General features: G+C 31.0%; 16 protein-coding genes and 1 tRNA gene. 9 read left to right on the top strand and 8 right to left on the bottom strand.

Going from position 1 to position 14,718, the window contains the following annotated elements:
* The first annotated feature begins 12 nt into the window (after positions 1-12).
* The 8 genes from H3Z83_RS02915 (at position 13) to H3Z83_RS02950 (ending at position 7,040) form a co-directional block, all read left to right on the top strand.
* Positions 13-519 (top strand): nuclear transport factor 2 family protein, encoded by a 507-nt coding sequence (locus H3Z83_RS02915; protein ID WP_246337450.1) that lies wholly within the window; start codon positions 13-15, stop codon positions 517-519.
* Positions 520-756: 237 nt separating this feature from the next.
* Entirely contained in the window at positions 757-1,008 is a 252-nt protein-coding gene (locus H3Z83_RS02920) for a hypothetical protein (protein ID WP_182123975.1), read from the top strand.
* A gap of 162 nt (positions 1,009-1,170) precedes the next feature.
* Complete coding sequence (locus tag H3Z83_RS02925) at positions 1,171-1,836, top strand: M15 family metallopeptidase (RefSeq protein WP_182123976.1); 666 nt, start codon at positions 1,171-1,173, stop codon at positions 1,834-1,836.
* A 77-nt stretch (positions 1,837-1,913) separates the two neighbouring features.
* Positions 1,914-2,582: a hypothetical protein gene (locus H3Z83_RS02930; protein ID WP_182123977.1), complete on the top strand. Its 669-nt coding sequence runs from the start codon at positions 1,914-1,916 to the stop codon at positions 2,580-2,582.
* Between the two features lie 152 nt (positions 2,583-2,734).
* Positions 2,735-3,730: a pyruvate dehydrogenase (acetyl-transferring) E1 component subunit alpha gene (gene pdhA / locus H3Z83_RS02935; protein ID WP_182123978.1), complete on the top strand. Its 996-nt coding sequence runs from the start codon at positions 2,735-2,737 to the stop codon at positions 3,728-3,730.
* A 2-nt stretch (positions 3,731-3,732) separates the two neighbouring features.
* The gene (locus tag H3Z83_RS02940; RefSeq protein WP_182123979.1) at positions 3,733-5,358 is read left to right on the top strand and encodes a pyruvate dehydrogenase complex dihydrolipoamide acetyltransferase; all 1,626 of its coding nucleotides are present in this window, start codon (positions 3,733-3,735) and stop codon (positions 5,356-5,358) included.
* Positions 5,359-5,468: 110 nt separating this feature from the next.
* Positions 5,469-6,164: a hypothetical protein gene (locus tag H3Z83_RS02945; RefSeq protein WP_182123980.1), complete on the top strand. Its 696-nt coding sequence runs from the start codon at positions 5,469-5,471 to the stop codon at positions 6,162-6,164.
* Positions 6,165-6,179: 15 nt separating this feature from the next.
* On the top strand, positions 6,180-7,040 hold the full coding sequence (locus H3Z83_RS02950) for a hypothetical protein (protein ID WP_182123981.1): 861 nt from the start codon (positions 6,180-6,182) through the stop codon (positions 7,038-7,040).
* Positions 7,041-7,092: 52 nt separating this feature from the next.
* On the opposite strand, the gene H3Z83_RS02955 is transcribed toward H3Z83_RS02950, so the two are convergent.
* From H3Z83_RS02955 to aroC, 5 genes are all read right to left on the bottom strand, one after another.
* A complete protein-coding gene (locus H3Z83_RS02955; protein ID WP_182123982.1) occupies positions 7,093-8,337 on the bottom strand; it encodes a nuclear transport factor 2 family protein in 1,245 nt (414 codons plus the stop codon).
* Positions 8,338-8,441: 104 nt separating this feature from the next.
* Positions 8,442-9,488 carry a helix-turn-helix domain-containing protein gene (locus H3Z83_RS02960; RefSeq protein ID WP_182123983.1) on the bottom strand — a complete coding sequence of 349 codons (1,047 nt, stop codon included), beginning with the start codon at positions 9,486-9,488 and terminating at the stop codon, positions 8,442-8,444.
* A 64-nt stretch (positions 9,489-9,552) separates the two neighbouring features.
* Positions 9,553-10,098: a DinB family protein gene (locus H3Z83_RS02965; protein ID WP_182123984.1), complete on the bottom strand. Its 546-nt coding sequence runs from the start codon at positions 10,096-10,098 to the stop codon at positions 9,553-9,555.
* 48 nt (positions 10,099-10,146) lie between these two features.
* Positions 10,147-10,683, bottom strand: a complete 537-nt coding sequence (locus H3Z83_RS02970; RefSeq protein WP_182123985.1) for a Crp/Fnr family transcriptional regulator — start codon at positions 10,681-10,683, stop codon at positions 10,147-10,149.
* Between the two features lie 5 nt (positions 10,684-10,688).
* Complete coding sequence (gene aroC / locus H3Z83_RS02975) at positions 10,689-11,750, bottom strand: chorismate synthase (RefSeq protein WP_182123986.1); 1,062 nt, start codon at positions 11,748-11,750, stop codon at positions 10,689-10,691.
* A 248-nt stretch (positions 11,751-11,998) separates the two neighbouring features.
* On the opposite strand from aroC, the gene H3Z83_RS02980 reads away from it, so the two are divergent.
* Positions 11,999-12,083, top strand: a tRNA-Ser gene (locus tag H3Z83_RS02980).
* 172 nt (positions 12,084-12,255) lie between these two features.
* Here H3Z83_RS02980 and H3Z83_RS02985 read toward each other — a convergent pair.
* The 3 genes from H3Z83_RS02985 to H3Z83_RS02995 form a co-directional block, all read right to left on the bottom strand.
* The gene (locus H3Z83_RS02985) at positions 12,256-12,825 is read right to left on the bottom strand and encodes a phosphatase PAP2 family protein (RefSeq protein WP_182123987.1); all 570 of its coding nucleotides are present in this window, start codon (positions 12,823-12,825) and stop codon (positions 12,256-12,258) included.
* Positions 12,826-12,827: 2 nt separating this feature from the next.
* Positions 12,828-13,877, bottom strand: coding sequence for a peptidylprolyl isomerase (locus H3Z83_RS02990; protein WP_182123988.1), 1,050 nt, complete (start codon positions 13,875-13,877; stop codon positions 12,828-12,830).
* A gap of 66 nt (positions 13,878-13,943) precedes the next feature.
* On the bottom strand, positions 13,944-14,717 hold the full coding sequence (locus H3Z83_RS02995; RefSeq protein ID WP_182123989.1) for an FKBP-type peptidyl-prolyl cis-trans isomerase N-terminal domain-containing protein: 774 nt from the start codon (positions 14,715-14,717) through the stop codon (positions 13,944-13,946).
* Position 14,718 lies beyond the last annotated feature (1 nt).

Genomic DNA, 14,718 nt, shown 5'->3' on the forward strand with positions numbered 1-14,718 from the left:
AACAGAAAAACTATGAACTCAATTTTCGATTTCTTTTTTAAAGGAAACTTCTTTATAAAAGTACTAACATTTTTATACACCCTATTGCTATCATGGGTTATGAACGGACAAGTACAAGAAATCCCTAATTACAAAGCTGCTGACATTGATTTATACAATCAAATTGTAAAAATGGATAGTATTTACTTTACCGCATATAACACTTGCGATATGAAAACTCAAGCAGATATCTTTCACGAAGATATAGAGTTTTTTCACGACAAAGGAGGTTTAACCACTTCTAAAAAAGAGTTGTTAGAATCTTTAGAAAAAAATATTTGTGGTAAAGTTACCCGTACTTTAATAAAAGGGAGTATTGAAGTATATCCGATTAAAAATTATGGAGCTGTTGAAATTGGTTATCATAAATTTTATAACAATCGAGAACCCGAAGCGAAGTCAACTCCAAGTAAATTTATAGCTATTTGGAAACAAGAAAACAACCAATGGAAAATGACAAAAGTTATTAGCCTACATTAAAATATAGTTTACACTAAAAACATTAGTTCATTAGTTAGCTAACTCTAATGACACTAATACTTGGTTTTATTAGTTTACAAGCCAAAGCTACATGCTTTGGCTTGTTTCTTTTGATAAAAATTTAGTTTTATTCTTAACCTAAATTCTGCTACCTTTCGCTTACGTTAGATATAAATTACTAAAACGAATTCATATCCTTAAAAAAGCTGTGTATAATCAAAAAGACCTAAAAGATCAATGTATTTGAAAGGATATAACATTAAGTATGGAAATGATAATGAACAAACCCAGACCGTACCCAAGTGGGATTTTGGAGGGGACAAACCATGGACAAATAGTATCTGGAATAAAATAATAAAATCTTTGGAAGAACTAGATCATTCTAACTATCCGTTAATTATTTCAGATTTAGATAATGTGAACGAAAAAGAATTAATATTGGAAAATAAAAATGAATTGGAAGAATGGATGAAAAACGCTTTTAAATAACTGAATAAATAAACTACACGCAACAATGGCTATAAGTAATTGTCTGTTCTTGCGGAATTTCCAGCTTAGCATGTATTTATAAAGTTAAGTGTTAACCCAAGCAACTACTCATAACCTAGACCGTTAGCGAAATATTAAAATCCAATTCATTATTTTTACCCAATGAAATGGATTCTTTATTTACTCTTACTTTTTTCTTTTACGATACAATCTCAAACCTTACCTAAAGGTTTTTCGTACGTAAATGCTATTGAACCAACCATACAAAAAGAGCTTCGTTATTGTACAAATAATAACTTTATTGGTACTTCAATAAACGGTTACGAGGAAAGTAAGCTTATTACAACTACTCAAACTGCAAAAGCTTTAAAAAAAGTACAAAACGAGTTACTAAAAAAAGGATTCAGTCTTAAGATATTTGATGCTTACCGACCGCAAACAGCAGTAAATCATTTTGTAAAATGGGCACGAGTTATTAATGACACTTTAATGAAACAACAATACTATCCTAATGTAAATAAACGAAACCTATTTAAAGAAGGATATATTGCTTCTAAATCAGGACATTCGAGAGGTAGCACTGTAGATTTAACGATTATCGATTTAAAAACTAACAAAGAATTAGACATGGGAAGTCCTTACGATTTCTTCGGAACACCCTCTCATATTACTTATCAAAACATAACCAAACAACAAAAAGAAAATAGACAACTATTACAAAACACAATGCTAAAACATGGCTTTAGACCCTACCCTAACGAATGGTGGCATTTTACTTTAAGAAACGAACCTTTTCCTAAAACTTATTTCGATTTCCCTGTTAAATAACTAAAAAGGTAAGTTTTAACTCTTTGTTTAGACAAACAAAGAATATCGGCATTATATTTGCTCAGATGTATTTTGAAATGAAGAAAACTACAAGACACTTTTTATTAATTCTTACATGCTTCTTAAGCTCTGTTACTTTTGCTCAGCTAGATGGTTCATTGGGCGGAGACAAAGAAGGAGCTTCTACTTTAGGTAAAATTTCAGCTCCAGCAACTGAAGTAAAAAAACCTAAAAGTCTTGATTTTAAAAACAATGACGGTTTTAAAAAAGCTTACGATAAACAACAAAAAGAATACAAAAAGAAGTTAGCTGAAAAAAAACTAGAAAACAAAGGTATTATTACCCCAGCTTTAAGAAGGAAAATGACTTTGCAAAAGAAAGCAGAACAATACAATATCGGTATACCGATGATTGATAAAGAACTTGGAAGCTTCAAAACAAAATCAAACAATTTAAAAATTAGAGCATTCGATTTCGGAACTGTAGATGGTGATGTTATAAGCGTTTATAAAAATGGCACTTTGGTTATAGATGGTTATAAGTTGTCTGGAAACGCAAGAGTATTAACAGTTCCGCTAGATTTAGGGTTTAACCAAATAGAAATAGTAGCTGTTAACGAAGGATATTACAGACCTAATACAGGTTCTTTTACTTTATTCGACGACAACGATGATGTTGTAATTTCTGACATGTGGAACCTTGCCAAGGGAGCCAAAGTTAAAGCCATGGTTATTAAAGAAAAGTAATAACAAAATTCACCTTCTATTCTTTCAAAAAAAGGTTATAGTAACTTTTATCAAGAACCTTTTTTAAATTACCAAAAACTACTTATTTTTGCGTTTACGTTTATATGTATTTTATAAACCAACAAACAATAAAAATAAACAACTAGTATATAATGAATAAAATCACCAAAGAAACCTATATCAACTGGTATAGAGACATGCTATTTTGGAGAAAGTTTGAAGATAAATTGGCAGCAGTTTATATTCAACAAAAAGTAAGAGGTTTTTTACACTTATATAACGGTCAAGAGGCTGTTTTAGCGGGTTCATTACACGCAATGGATTTGACTAAAGATAAAATGATTACTGCCTACCGTAACCACGTACAACCAATTGGTATGGGTGAAGATCCTAAACGTGTTATGGCTGAATTATATGGTAAAGTAACCGGTACTTCTAATGGTATGGGTGGTTCTATGCATATTTTTTCTAAAGAGCACCGTTTTTATGGTGGTCATGGTATCGTTGGTGGTCAAATTCCTTTAGGTGCTGGATTAGCTTTTGGTGATAAATACAAAGGTAACGATGCAGTTACACTTTGTTATTTTGGTGATGGAGCTGCACGTCAAGGTTCATTACACGAAACTTTTAACATGGCTATGAACTGGAAGTTACCTGTAATTTTCATCGTTGAAAATAACGGATATGCTATGGGTACTTCTGTTGAAAGAACTGCAAACCATACAGATATTTGGAAGCTTGGATTAGGATATGAAATGCCTTGTGGACCAGTTGATGGAATGAACCCTATTAAAGTTGCCGAAGCGGTTGATGAAGCGATTCAAAGAGCACGTCGTGGTGAAGGACCAACTTTCTTAGAAATGAAAACATATCGTTATAGAGGTCACTCAATGTCTGATGCACAACATTACCGTACGAAAGATGAAGTTGAAGAGTACAGAAAAATAGACCCTATTACGCAAGTTTTAGATATCATCAAAGAAAACAACTACGCTACTGATGAAGAAATTGAAGCTATTAATAAAGAAGTAAAAGCTTCTGTAAAAGAATGTGAGCAATTTGCTGAAGATTCTCCATATCCAGAAACGAATCAGTTATTCGATATGGTATACGAACAAGAAGATTATCCATTTATAAAATCTAAGTAACAATGGCTACAATTATAAACATGCCTCGCTTAAGCGATACGATGGAAGAAGGAGTGGTAGCTTCTTGGTTAAAAAATGTTGGAGACAAAGTTGAAGAAGGAGATATTTTAGCTGAAATTGAAACAGATAAAGCTACTATGGAGTTTGAATCTTTTCATGAAGGTGTTTTATTACACATCGGTGTTCAAGAAGGAGAAACTTCTCCTGTTGATACTCTTTTAGCTATTATTGGTGAAGAAGGAGAAGATATTTCTGCTTTATTAAATGGCGACACTTCTAATGCTAGCACAGAAGTTAAAGAAGAAACTAAAACTGAAGTTATTTCTAACGAACAAGCTTCAGAAGTAGCAATGCCAGAAGGTGCTATTGTAGTTACTATGCCTAGACTTAGTGATACAATGGAAGAAGGTACTGTAGCATCTTGGTTAAAAAATGTAGGAGATAAAGTTGAAGAAGGAGATATTTTAGCTGAAATTGAAACAGATAAAGCTACCATGGAATTTGAATCTTTTAACGAAGGTACTTTATTACATATAGGAGTAGAAGAAGGTAAAACTGCACCAGTAGATAGCTTATTAGCGATTATTGGTATAGAAGGAACTGATGTAGCTGCTGTACTTGCAGCACAAGCTTCAGGAAATACCAGTTCTTCTCCAAAAACAGAGGAAAAGAAAGAAACTTCTAAAGTTGAAGAAAAAACAGTTGAAACAATTTCAACTGCAGAAGCTACAACAAAATCTAACGGAGGAAGAATTTTTGCTTCTCCATTAGCTAAAAAAATAGCAAAAGACAAAGGTTTTAATCTTGCAGATATTAAAGGGTCTGGAGAAAACGGACGTATTGTTAAAAAAGATGTAGAAAACTATACTCCAGCTGCTAAGGTTGAAGTAGCTACTTCTACAAGCTCTACTCCAGCTGCAGTAACTAACTTTGCAATTGCAGGAGAAGAAAACACATCAGAAGTTAAGAACTCTCAAATGCGTAAAGCAATTGCTAAAGCATTAGGAAACTCTAAATTCTCAGCTCCTCATTTCTACTTAAATATCGAAGTAGATATGGACAATGCAATGGCTTCTCGTAAAACCATAAACGCAATTCCTGACACTAAAATATCTTTTAACGATATGGTTGTGAAGGCTTGTGCTATGGCTTTAAAAAAGCATCCAAACGTAAATACTAGCTGGACAGATAATACAACATTATTCCACAGTCATATTCATGTTGGAGTTGCTGTAGCTGTTGATGAAGGTTTAGTTGTACCAGTTGTAAAACATACCGATGCCTTAAGCTTAACACAAATCGGAGCTTCTGTTCGCGATTTAGCAGGTAAAGCTAGAAATAAGAAAATTACTCCTGCGGAAATGCAAGGAAGTACATTTACGGTTTCTAACTTAGGGATGTTTGGTATTGAAAGTTTTACCTCAATTATCAACCAACCAAATTCAGCAATTTTATCTGTTGGAGCAATTGTACAAAAACCAGTTGTTAAAAACGGAGAGATCGTAGTTGGCAACACAATGAAGTTAACTTTAGCGTGTGACCACAGAACTGTTGATGGTGCTGTAGGAGCTCAGTTTTTACAAACTCTAAAAACTTATATTGAAAACCCTGTTACTATGTTAGCATAAGGTTTTAATATAAAATCATAAAATAAGAAACTCACCGTTGGTGAGTTTTTTTTTGTTTTAAACAGTAATGTTTTATTTTCTTTTCGACCAACAAACAATAAATTAAAAATATGAAACAAATTACTACTTTCTTTAAACTACTACTCTTTGTTTGTGTTTTACAAAGCTGTGTTGAAAATGACATTATTAATGATACTGTAGATGAATCATTGTCGATTAATAATCCTATCGAAAAACTAACCATAAATGAAACTTATCAATACACAACAAAATACACTGACAATGTAGGCACAACACAAACACCTACTATTATCTGGTCAAGTTCAAATCAAAATATTATTTCAGTAACCAATACTGGTTTAATAGAAGCAATCGCTACTGGAGAAGCAATTATTACTGCTAAAACAACATCTGCTACAGGTAAAGAAATAAAAGTTGAAAATAAAGTAATTACAACCACAGAAATTGTTGACAACAATGGTCCTTTAGAAAAATCTGGTACAATAAGAACAACAAGTAGTTACGCTTTAAACGGTACTTTTACTTTAAAAGAGATTCCAAACACTAACGATCTGGAACTAAGCATTAATGCCGACTACAATGCTTCAACAGCTTTACCTGGTTTATACTTATACTTAACCAACAACCCAAGTACAAATGGCGGAGCCAAAGAAATACAAAAAGTAGCTGTTTTTAACGGAGCTCATAAATACATTATTACAGACACTGGTATAAATGAATTCAAATACCTTTTGTACTGGTGTAAACCATTTAGTGTTAAAGTAGGTGAAGGAGAAATTAAATAAATACTTAAAATAGAAATGAAAAAATATATAATAATATTAATTATTGGTTTAACTTGTTCTAATAGTTTATTTGCTCAATGGTCTAAAGGAAAAGGAAAAGGATACTATAAATTATCTGCTTGGTATTTAAAGTCTGACCAACATTATACAAATACAGGAGCTACAGATCCAAATGTAACAAGAACTCAATTCAACACTAACATATATGCTGAATATGGAATTTCTAATAAGTTCGATATAATAGCTTATACTCCATTCTTCGCTAGAACAGCTCAAAACAACCAAATATCTGGCACTAATAATAGTACTATACAAGAAGGAGAATCTTTTAATTCATTTGGAGACATTGATCTAGGAGCTCGTTACGCTTTTTACAAAAAAGGAAAATGGGCAGCAGACGTAAAACTTTTATTAGGATTACCAACTGGAGATGCTAATGGAGGAGGTGATGGAAGTTTTCAAACTGGAGATGGTGAATTCAACCAATATTTATCTACTTCTTTGGGCTATTCAACTTCTATTAATGACCTACCTTTTTATACTAAATCTCATATTGGGTATAACAATAGATCTAAAGGTTTTTCTGATGAATTTAGAGGAGGTTTAGAAGCTGGAATAAATTTATTTAATAATAAGTTTTGGTTAATAAGTAGATTAAATCTTGTAAAATCATTTAAAAACGGATCATTATCAGCTACAAACAATAATGGAAGTATTTTTGCAAACAATGTAGAATACACCAGCTTTGGATTTGAAGGAGCGTATTATATAACAAAAAAACTAGGAGTCTCTGCTAGTTTTGATTCTGCCTTTTCTGGAAAAGTAATAGCTGCCAACCCTTCTTTTTCTGGAGGAATATTTTTAGATATAAAATAAATAACACTCAAGAAAAAGATTAGCCTGAAAATATTTTCAGGCTGATCTTTTTTTATTTCTTCTCTAAAATTTCAATAATTTTTAATGACACTGGTTTTGATGATTGATAATTTTGCCCCGTAACTAAACGACCATCAGTTTCTACAATAAACTTTCCTCGCTCCGTGAAATTAAAATCCCCTCCACGCTCTTCAATTGTTTTTTTAATTAAGAATGGAAATGTTTTAAAATATGGCTTGTTTGGATTTTCATAATCATCAGGATAACCACTTACTCTTTTTCCATCGACTAAATACTTCCCTTTACTAATTTTTAAATTCACAATTCCAGCAGTACCATGACAAACTGAAGAGATTACTCCATTCTGTTTTTCATAAATACTCATCGCTATATTTTGAATTTCTTTGTTTTCAGGAACGCCAAACATAGCAGCTCCTCCTCCAATAAACTGAATAGCTCCATAATTAGATGTAACCACCTCGGATGGTTTTAGCGTATTTTTAAGCTTGTTCATAAAACTAACATCATATAAATAACCTTTAATTTCTTTATCTGATGTATTAATATACGCTAATGAAATAGCTCCTCCTTTAGGACTTACAAAATCTACAGTATATCCTGCTTTCTTAAAAACATCGTACGCATTAACAATTTCTGAAAAACTGTTTCCTGTAGGTAACTTTGTCTTTCCATAAAAATGAGCATTCGATACGACAAACAGTATATCTTTCTTTTTAGGATTATCTACTCGTGTCGCTGTCTTACTAATTATCTTCCAATCATTATTTGTTTTCTTTAATAAAAACAGATCAATATATACCCATTTTCTATTAGGTCCAGCAATTTCAACTTTTGCAGTTGCTATATCTTTAACTATCTCAATAGATAATATTTTTGCTAAACGTCCATTAAACTGCCCTTTTTTTCCATTTTTAAAGAAACCCGCGTACTCTTCCGGCGTATAAACTTTAAAACCATTTTTCCCAGTAAGATAAAGAGTTGCATTGTTTGTAAATGCACTTTTAATTAATTCTTGTTTATTATACGAACTTCCGTTCATATACTTCTGAAGTGTTTTTTTAATAATAAGCTCATTAGAAATATCTTCATTTAAAGCTTTATGTCCTCCTAAACTTTCGTAATATAATTTATCATCAGACACAAAACTTTTGTCATAATTAATAACTTTTTTATTTTTTCCATAAATACTTGCGAGTAATTCTTGCCTCTCTTTTTTATTTTGAGAAAAACCAGAAACAAAAATTAATGATGCTACAATTAGATATAAAGATTTCATTTTTAAATATTTTTTATTTAAAACAAACCTCTTAAAAAAGCATTCTAATTAAGTGAAAAGCTATAATTCAGGTGTCCAGAATTATAATATTGGATAAATATGGTTTACAATAAATCCTTTTGATATTGAGCTGGTGTTTTACCAACTACTTTTTTAAACGTAGCATAAAAACTTGATTTAGAAGAAAAACCTGCTTCAAATCCTATACTCTCTAATGTGAATTTACTCTTTTCTTTTAATAACCTTTTAGATTCTTCTACTCTGTAATCATTTAAAAAAGATGAAAAGCTTTTACCAATATTATCATTTAATAATTGTGATAATTTATGTTGTGTTATATTAAGTTCTTTTGCAACACTTAACAATTTTACATTAGTATTTTTATACAACTCTTTTTCCTTCATTAATATATCCAACTTTTCAACTAATAAATCTACCTCTGGTTTATCAATTTTTTTAGCATTGTATTTTTGAGGAACAGCTTGAAAAATAGAATCTCTATTCTTTTTTGAAACAAAGAAAATGAGTAACACATAAAATACTATAGAAAACGTAACCGTACCTATTAAATACAAATAATAATATCCTACTAAATAAGCTATATAAATTAAAACATTTCCTAGAGTAACGATTAGCAACCAGATTTCAGAAGTAGTACACTTTTTTGTCTTAGATAAGAATTTCGCTAAAATATCTTTTAAAAGATATATTGAAGCTAAAAGATATATAGCCCAAACCGAGTAAATTACCTTAAAAAAAACACCCCAAAATTCTAGATTAGTTTCATAAGGTTTTAATAAGCCTACAGATGAAATAATAAGAAACAGAGCTGTAAAATGAATTTTTGAAGATTTTGACACAGTCTGACTATCTTCAATAGAAGTTTTTATATAAAAAAACAATGAAACCCCAATTAAAAAACAAGCAGATAAACCTATCTGCATTACCAATAAGTTAAGTTCTTCTTTCGGAACAAAAATTCGGTAAACAGATTTACCAATTCTTAAACTTAAAAACAAGACTAACAAACCAAACCATAAGTTTTGTACTCTTTTCTGCTTACTAAAAAACAAAAAATAAGTACTTACTAAGAAACCATTAAAAACTCCTAAAGAGCAAATAAAAAATACTAATGGGTTATCTAGATTCATTATATCTAATCAAAAATTTTGACTAAAATATAAAATGATATAATTATAATAAGTTATAAATTCTTTAAATTTCTAAAACTCGTTTAGATTGTACTATGTGTCGCTCATTATGATGAATAACAAAACGAAAAGTGTCACCTAGCTTAAACTTTATAATAGGTAATGTTGTTTTCGTTTTTATCTTATCTAAATTCTTTGACTTAGCTATTTCTAAATGATTTAAAAGCTCTTCTTGCAACTGTATAAACGAAAGCAATACTGATTCTTTATTTAATTTACTTGCATTAGGATTTTTACTTTTAAATGTATTCATGGTTTTCATCCCCTCTTTTGGCAACATATCGTTTGCAAACTTATTACCTAAAAAAGTACTTTTAAAAGTTTCTGAGAATGGTAGTACCGAAGATATCATTCTTTTATGAATCTCTTTATTGTAAAACAATGCATACCTATTTAAATGCTCTAAACACTCTAAAACACTCCACGATTTTAGGGTTTCTTTATATTGTAGTTTATCTTCAGAAACTTTTAACAAGCTATTTGCGTAACTAATATGAGAACCAGTCATTTTAATTAAACTCTCTATTACTTCTTTACTATTGTAAACCATTTTGTTTTTTCACAAAGTTATCGAGTTCTTATTTTCTAAAAATTGATTCTAATCAAGAGTTTTCAATATTCTAGATAAAGTTTCTGGAGTCATTCGTAAATATGAAGCAATATATTTTTGAGGTATCTCTTGAAATACTTGCGGGCTTCTTTTAAAAACACGCTCAAATCTTTTTTGTGGAGAATAGGTAATTAAATCAACCTCTCGTTCTATTTGTTGACATACAAAACTTTGTAATAATTTATCCCAAACCTCTTTATACTCTAATTTAGAATTCATCAAACTAAAATACTTCTCCTTTGATATTACTTTAAGTTTACTCTTCTTTAGGGCTTGAATATAAAATGATGTTGGTTTATCTGTTAAAAAAGTATCTAAAGCAGTAATTAACGAATCTTTATAGCCAAAACGAATGGTGTGCTCTTCTATTTCATCTTCTATAAAAACCCGTAAACTCCCTTCTTTAACAAAGTATAAGTTAGTATTTGATTGTCCTGGAGAAACAAGAAAATCATTTCTCTTAATTTCAATTTCATCTTCCCAATGATCAGATAAAATTAAAAAAAGTTTCTCTAGAACATTCATCTACATTATATTTTTCTAGTTTTATTTAGCAACCAAAAATCAGCTAAAACCAAAGCTGTTAAAGCTTCAACAACAGGTACTGCTCTAGGAACAACACAAGGATCGTGACGACCTTTACCCATTATTTCAGTTAGATCTCCTTCAGAATTTATAGTTTGTTGATTTTGCATAATGGTAGCAACTGGTTTAAATGCTACTCTAAAATACACATCCATTCCATTTGAAATTCCTCCTTGAATTCCGCCAGATAAATTAGACTGCGTAGTTCCATCTTCATTAAAAATATCATTATGCTCAGAACCTTGCATTTTAGCGCCGCAAAATCCGCTACCAAATTCAAAACCTTTTACTGCATTAATTGAAAGCATTGCTTTACCCAACTCAGCATGTAATTTATTAAAAATAGGTTCACCTAAACCTATAGGCATATTTTGAGCAACACAAGTAATTGTACCACCAATAGTGTCTCCTGCTTTTCTAATCTGATTAATTTTCTCAATCATCTTACCAGCTGAAGCATTGTCAGGACAACGAACCATATTGCCTTCTGTTTTGGTAAAATCTAAATCTTGATATGGTTTATTAATAAATATATCGCCAACCGAAGAAGTAAATGCATTAATATTTATATGTTTTATTAATTGCTTAGCTAAAGCACCAGCTACCACCCAATTCGCTGTTTCACGAGCAGAAGTACGTCCTCCTCCTCTATGATCTCGAATACCATACTTTTTATCATAAGTATAATCGGCATGCGAAGGTCTGTATACATTTGTATTGTGGTTATAATCCTTACTTTTTTGATTCGTGTTTTTAATAACAAAACCTATAGAAGCGCCAGTAGTTTTCCCTTCAAATATTCCAGATAAAAACTCAACAGTATCTGGTTCTTTACGTTGTGTTACTATTTTAGACTGCCCAGGTTTACGTCTATCCAATTCATTTTGAATTGCCTTAAAATCCACTTGCATACCAGCTGGACAACCATCTATTACACCTCCAATTGCTACACCATGCGACTCACCATAAGTGGTTACTCTTAAAATATTTCCAAAAGAATTAAACATATCAATATAAATTATAAAACGAAGATATTATTTATTTGATTAAAACTGTTTAAAAGCATTGTTTTTACTCATAAAATAAAAGTTGCATAAATTTTAAACAAAAAAATATTTACACAAACTTACTGATAGTAAAATTGTTACAATTTGAAGACTAAATTTTATTAAAAAAGTGCAAAAAAAAATTTTGAGAACTAAAAAAAGGTCATATATTTGCACCCGCAATCAGGGAATACTTGATTAGCATGTCAGGAGAAATGGCAGAGTGGTCGAATGCGGCGGTCTTGAAAACCGTTGTCTGTAACAGGACCGGGGGTTCGAATCCCTCTTTCTCCGCAAAATCCGAAGTTCAGGCTTCGGATTTTTTTTAGGGGATTAAAGAAAAAGCTTACGTTGTAAGCTTTTTTCGATTTTATAAACCTCCTATAAAAAATCAAATCACTATTTAAAACAAAAAAAAGAGGAACTACTCAACGGTAGTCCCTCTTTTTTTGTTATCCATTTAATCTTAAAGCTTAGTAAATACCCTATACTCTAAAAGACGATACAATTTATAAAACAATAAACCAAACACTAGCCCTGATACATAGCCTGAAAATACATCAATAGGAAAGTGCACTCCTAAATACATACGACTATATCCAAAAAAAAGTGGAAATAATACCAAGAAAAATATCTTCTTATAACTGTTCTTTAAAATTAAAATTAAAAAAACAGTAACTGAAGTAGACAATGATGCATGACCAGACCAAAAACTATAGCCTCTTGCTCTGTAAGAAAAGGTTCTTAAATAACCTTTCAAATCTTCTGAATTACACGGCCTTATTCTTTCAGTTGCATTCTTAATAAAGTTTGTAAACTGATCGGAAAAAGCAATTAAAACCACTAAAAACAATACTGTGAAAATTCCTTTTTTCCAACCAAACTCTTTAAAAATTAAATAAAGAATAAAAACAAACAAAGGAGTCCATGAAAATTGATTTGTAATTGTTAACCAAAATCCATCCCATTGCTCACTTCCTAAATTATTTAAAAATATAAGAAGCTCTTGATCTTTATTTATAATAGTATCTATCAAAATTATTTACCTACTTTTAATACTTCAATTTCGAAAACAACATCAGATTTTGCTGGAAACGGGCCAACTGCTCTTTCACCATATGCTAAATAATAAGGAATAAATAACCTAGCACTTTCCCCTTCTCTTAATGCTAACGCCCCTTCTTTTACACCAGCAATCATTGGTTTTGATTCATCATCTAACTGAAAAGTAAACACCTCTCCTTTATCTTTCGAAGATTGTATTTCCTTACCATCACCTAAATAAATAGTATAGTGAATTGATGTTGGTTTGTGAGCAACTACTTTTTTACCAGAAGGGTTTTCTTTTAACTTAAAAATCCTTAATCCAGAATCTGTTGGAGTAGATTTATTAACCCCCATTTCCTCTTGGAATTTTCTCTTCTTATTCTCAAGCACCAATTTTCTTTCCTCTCTTTTCTTTTCTACATTAGCTAGTTCTTCTTCAAAAATAGCTGAAGCATTAAATTTCTTTGCATCCTCTCCTACTCTAATAATATCTACGTGTTTTATATAGTCATTTTGTTGAATTGTATCAACTACATTTTGACCTTTTAGTACACGTCCAAAAACCGAATGTTTCCCGTTTAACCAAGGAGTTTCTTTATGTGTAATAAAAAACTGACTAGAGTTAGTTTCAGGTCCTGAATTTGCCATTGAAAGCACTCCTGGTCCATCGTGAGGATAAATCAATTTACCTTCTTCATTTAACGGAAACTCATCTGCAAACCTATATCCTGCATTTCCACTTCCAGTTCCAGTTATATCACCTCCTTGAACCATAAAATCTTTAATAACTCTATGGAATTTTGTTTTATCATAATAAGGTTTCCCTTTTAAAGAGTCTGTCATCTTTGGATTATCACCTTCAGCTAACGAAACAAAATTTGCTACCGTCATTGGCATTTCTTGCTGATGTAATTTTATTAAAATATCTCCGCGATTCGTTTGAATATCTGCGTATAAGCCATTCTCTAAATCAGGATATTTTACAGATTTACATGATGCAGCAACAACTACTAAAACTATTAAATACTTAAAATACTTCATTCTTTTTTATTTTAAACAAAAAACACCAACTCTTAAAAGTTGATGTTTTTTTATATTAATTTTTAATTAATGCCCGTGTCCGTCTCCTTTCGAATGCCCTTGACCTAAAGGCTGAACTACCTCTAACAACTCAACTTCAAAAACTAAAGCTGAAAAAGGTTTGATGTCTTTACCTCTTTGCTGTGGACCATATGCTAATTCTTGAGGGATGAAAAATTGATACTTAGCTCCTGGCTTCATTAGCTTCAATCCTTCTGTCCACCCCTTAATAACTTGAGTTATTCCAAACTCTGATGGCTGCTCTCTATTTAAGTTCTTATCAAAAACTGTTTCTCCATCGATTAATTTTCCTTCGTATAAAACTTTAACTTTTTGACTTCCTGTTGGAGCTGTACCGTTACCTTCTTTTAAAACTTTGTACTGTAAACCACTATCAGTAGTTATTACACCATCTTTAGTTTTATTAGCAGCTAAAAAATCTTCTCCTGCTTTTTTATTATCTCCAAACTTAGCTTCAGCTTTTTTAGCTTGTTCAGCTTGCTGCTGCTTCATTTTTTCCTGTTGCTTCTTCTGAAAAAATGTTCTTAAAATATTATTGATGTCTTTTGATTCAACTAAAAGGTTTGTAGAATCCATTCCGTTTTTAAATCCTTGAACAAATAAATCCTCATCCATTTCATCAAAGTTCATTTTTATTTTATTAGCCATATCTAAACCAATAGCATAACTTACTGAATCCACTTCAGTAGCTAATGAACTTTTTGTTTTAAACTCGCCATTACCACACGCTACAATTGATAAACCTACAACTGCAATTGCTAAAATTTTAGTTAATTTCATT

It is taken from the genome of Tenacibaculum pelagium, assembly GCF_014062345.1.
GTDB lineage: Bacteria > Bacteroidota > Bacteroidia > Flavobacteriales > Flavobacteriaceae > Polaribacter > Polaribacter pelagius.

Bases quoted from the DNA above. Each gene is read 5' to 3' on its own strand.
- H3Z83_RS02925 (WP_182123976.1), top strand. From the start codon at position 1,171: ATGAAATGGATTCTTTATTTACTCTTACTTTTTTCTTTTACGATACAA.
- H3Z83_RS02950 (WP_182123981.1), top strand. From the start codon at position 6,180: ATGAAAAAATATATAATAATATTAATTATTGGTTTAACTTGTTCTAAT.
- H3Z83_RS02920 (WP_182123975.1), top strand. From the start codon at position 757: ATGTATTTGAAAGGATATAACATTAAGTATGGAAATGATAATGAACAA.
- pdhA (WP_182123978.1), top strand. From the start codon at position 2,735: ATGAATAAAATCACCAAAGAAACCTATATCAACTGGTATAGAGACATG.
- H3Z83_RS02955 (WP_182123982.1), bottom strand. From the start codon at position 8,337: ATGAAATCTTTATATCTAATTGTAGCATCATTAATTTTTGTTTCTGGT.
- H3Z83_RS02945 (WP_182123980.1), top strand. From the start codon at position 5,469: ATGAAACAAATTACTACTTTCTTTAAACTACTACTCTTTGTTTGTGTT.
- H3Z83_RS02940 (WP_182123979.1), top strand. From the start codon at position 3,733: ATGGCTACAATTATAAACATGCCTCGCTTAAGCGATACGATGGAAGAA.
- H3Z83_RS02990 (WP_182123988.1), bottom strand. From the start codon at position 13,877: ATGAAGTATTTTAAGTATTTAATAGTTTTAGTAGTTGTTGCTGCATCA.
- aroC (WP_182123986.1), bottom strand. From the start codon at position 11,750: ATGTTTAATTCTTTTGGAAATATTTTAAGAGTAACCACTTATGGTGAG.
- H3Z83_RS02915 (WP_246337450.1), top strand. From the start codon at position 13: ATGAACTCAATTTTCGATTTCTTTTTTAAAGGAAACTTCTTTATAAAA.
- H3Z83_RS02965 (WP_182123984.1), bottom strand. From the start codon at position 10,098: ATGGTTTACAATAGTAAAGAAGTAATAGAGAGTTTAATTAAAATGACT.
- H3Z83_RS02930 (WP_182123977.1), top strand. From the start codon at position 1,914: ATGAAGAAAACTACAAGACACTTTTTATTAATTCTTACATGCTTCTTA.
- H3Z83_RS02995 (WP_182123989.1), bottom strand. From the start codon at position 14,717: ATGAAATTAACTAAAATTTTAGCAATTGCAGTTGTAGGTTTATCAATT.
- H3Z83_RS02960 (WP_182123983.1), bottom strand. From the start codon at position 9,488: ATGAATCTAGATAACCCATTAGTATTTTTTATTTGCTCTTTAGGAGTT.
- H3Z83_RS02970 (WP_182123985.1), bottom strand. From the start codon at position 10,683: ATGAATGTTCTAGAGAAACTTTTTTTAATTTTATCTGATCATTGGGAA.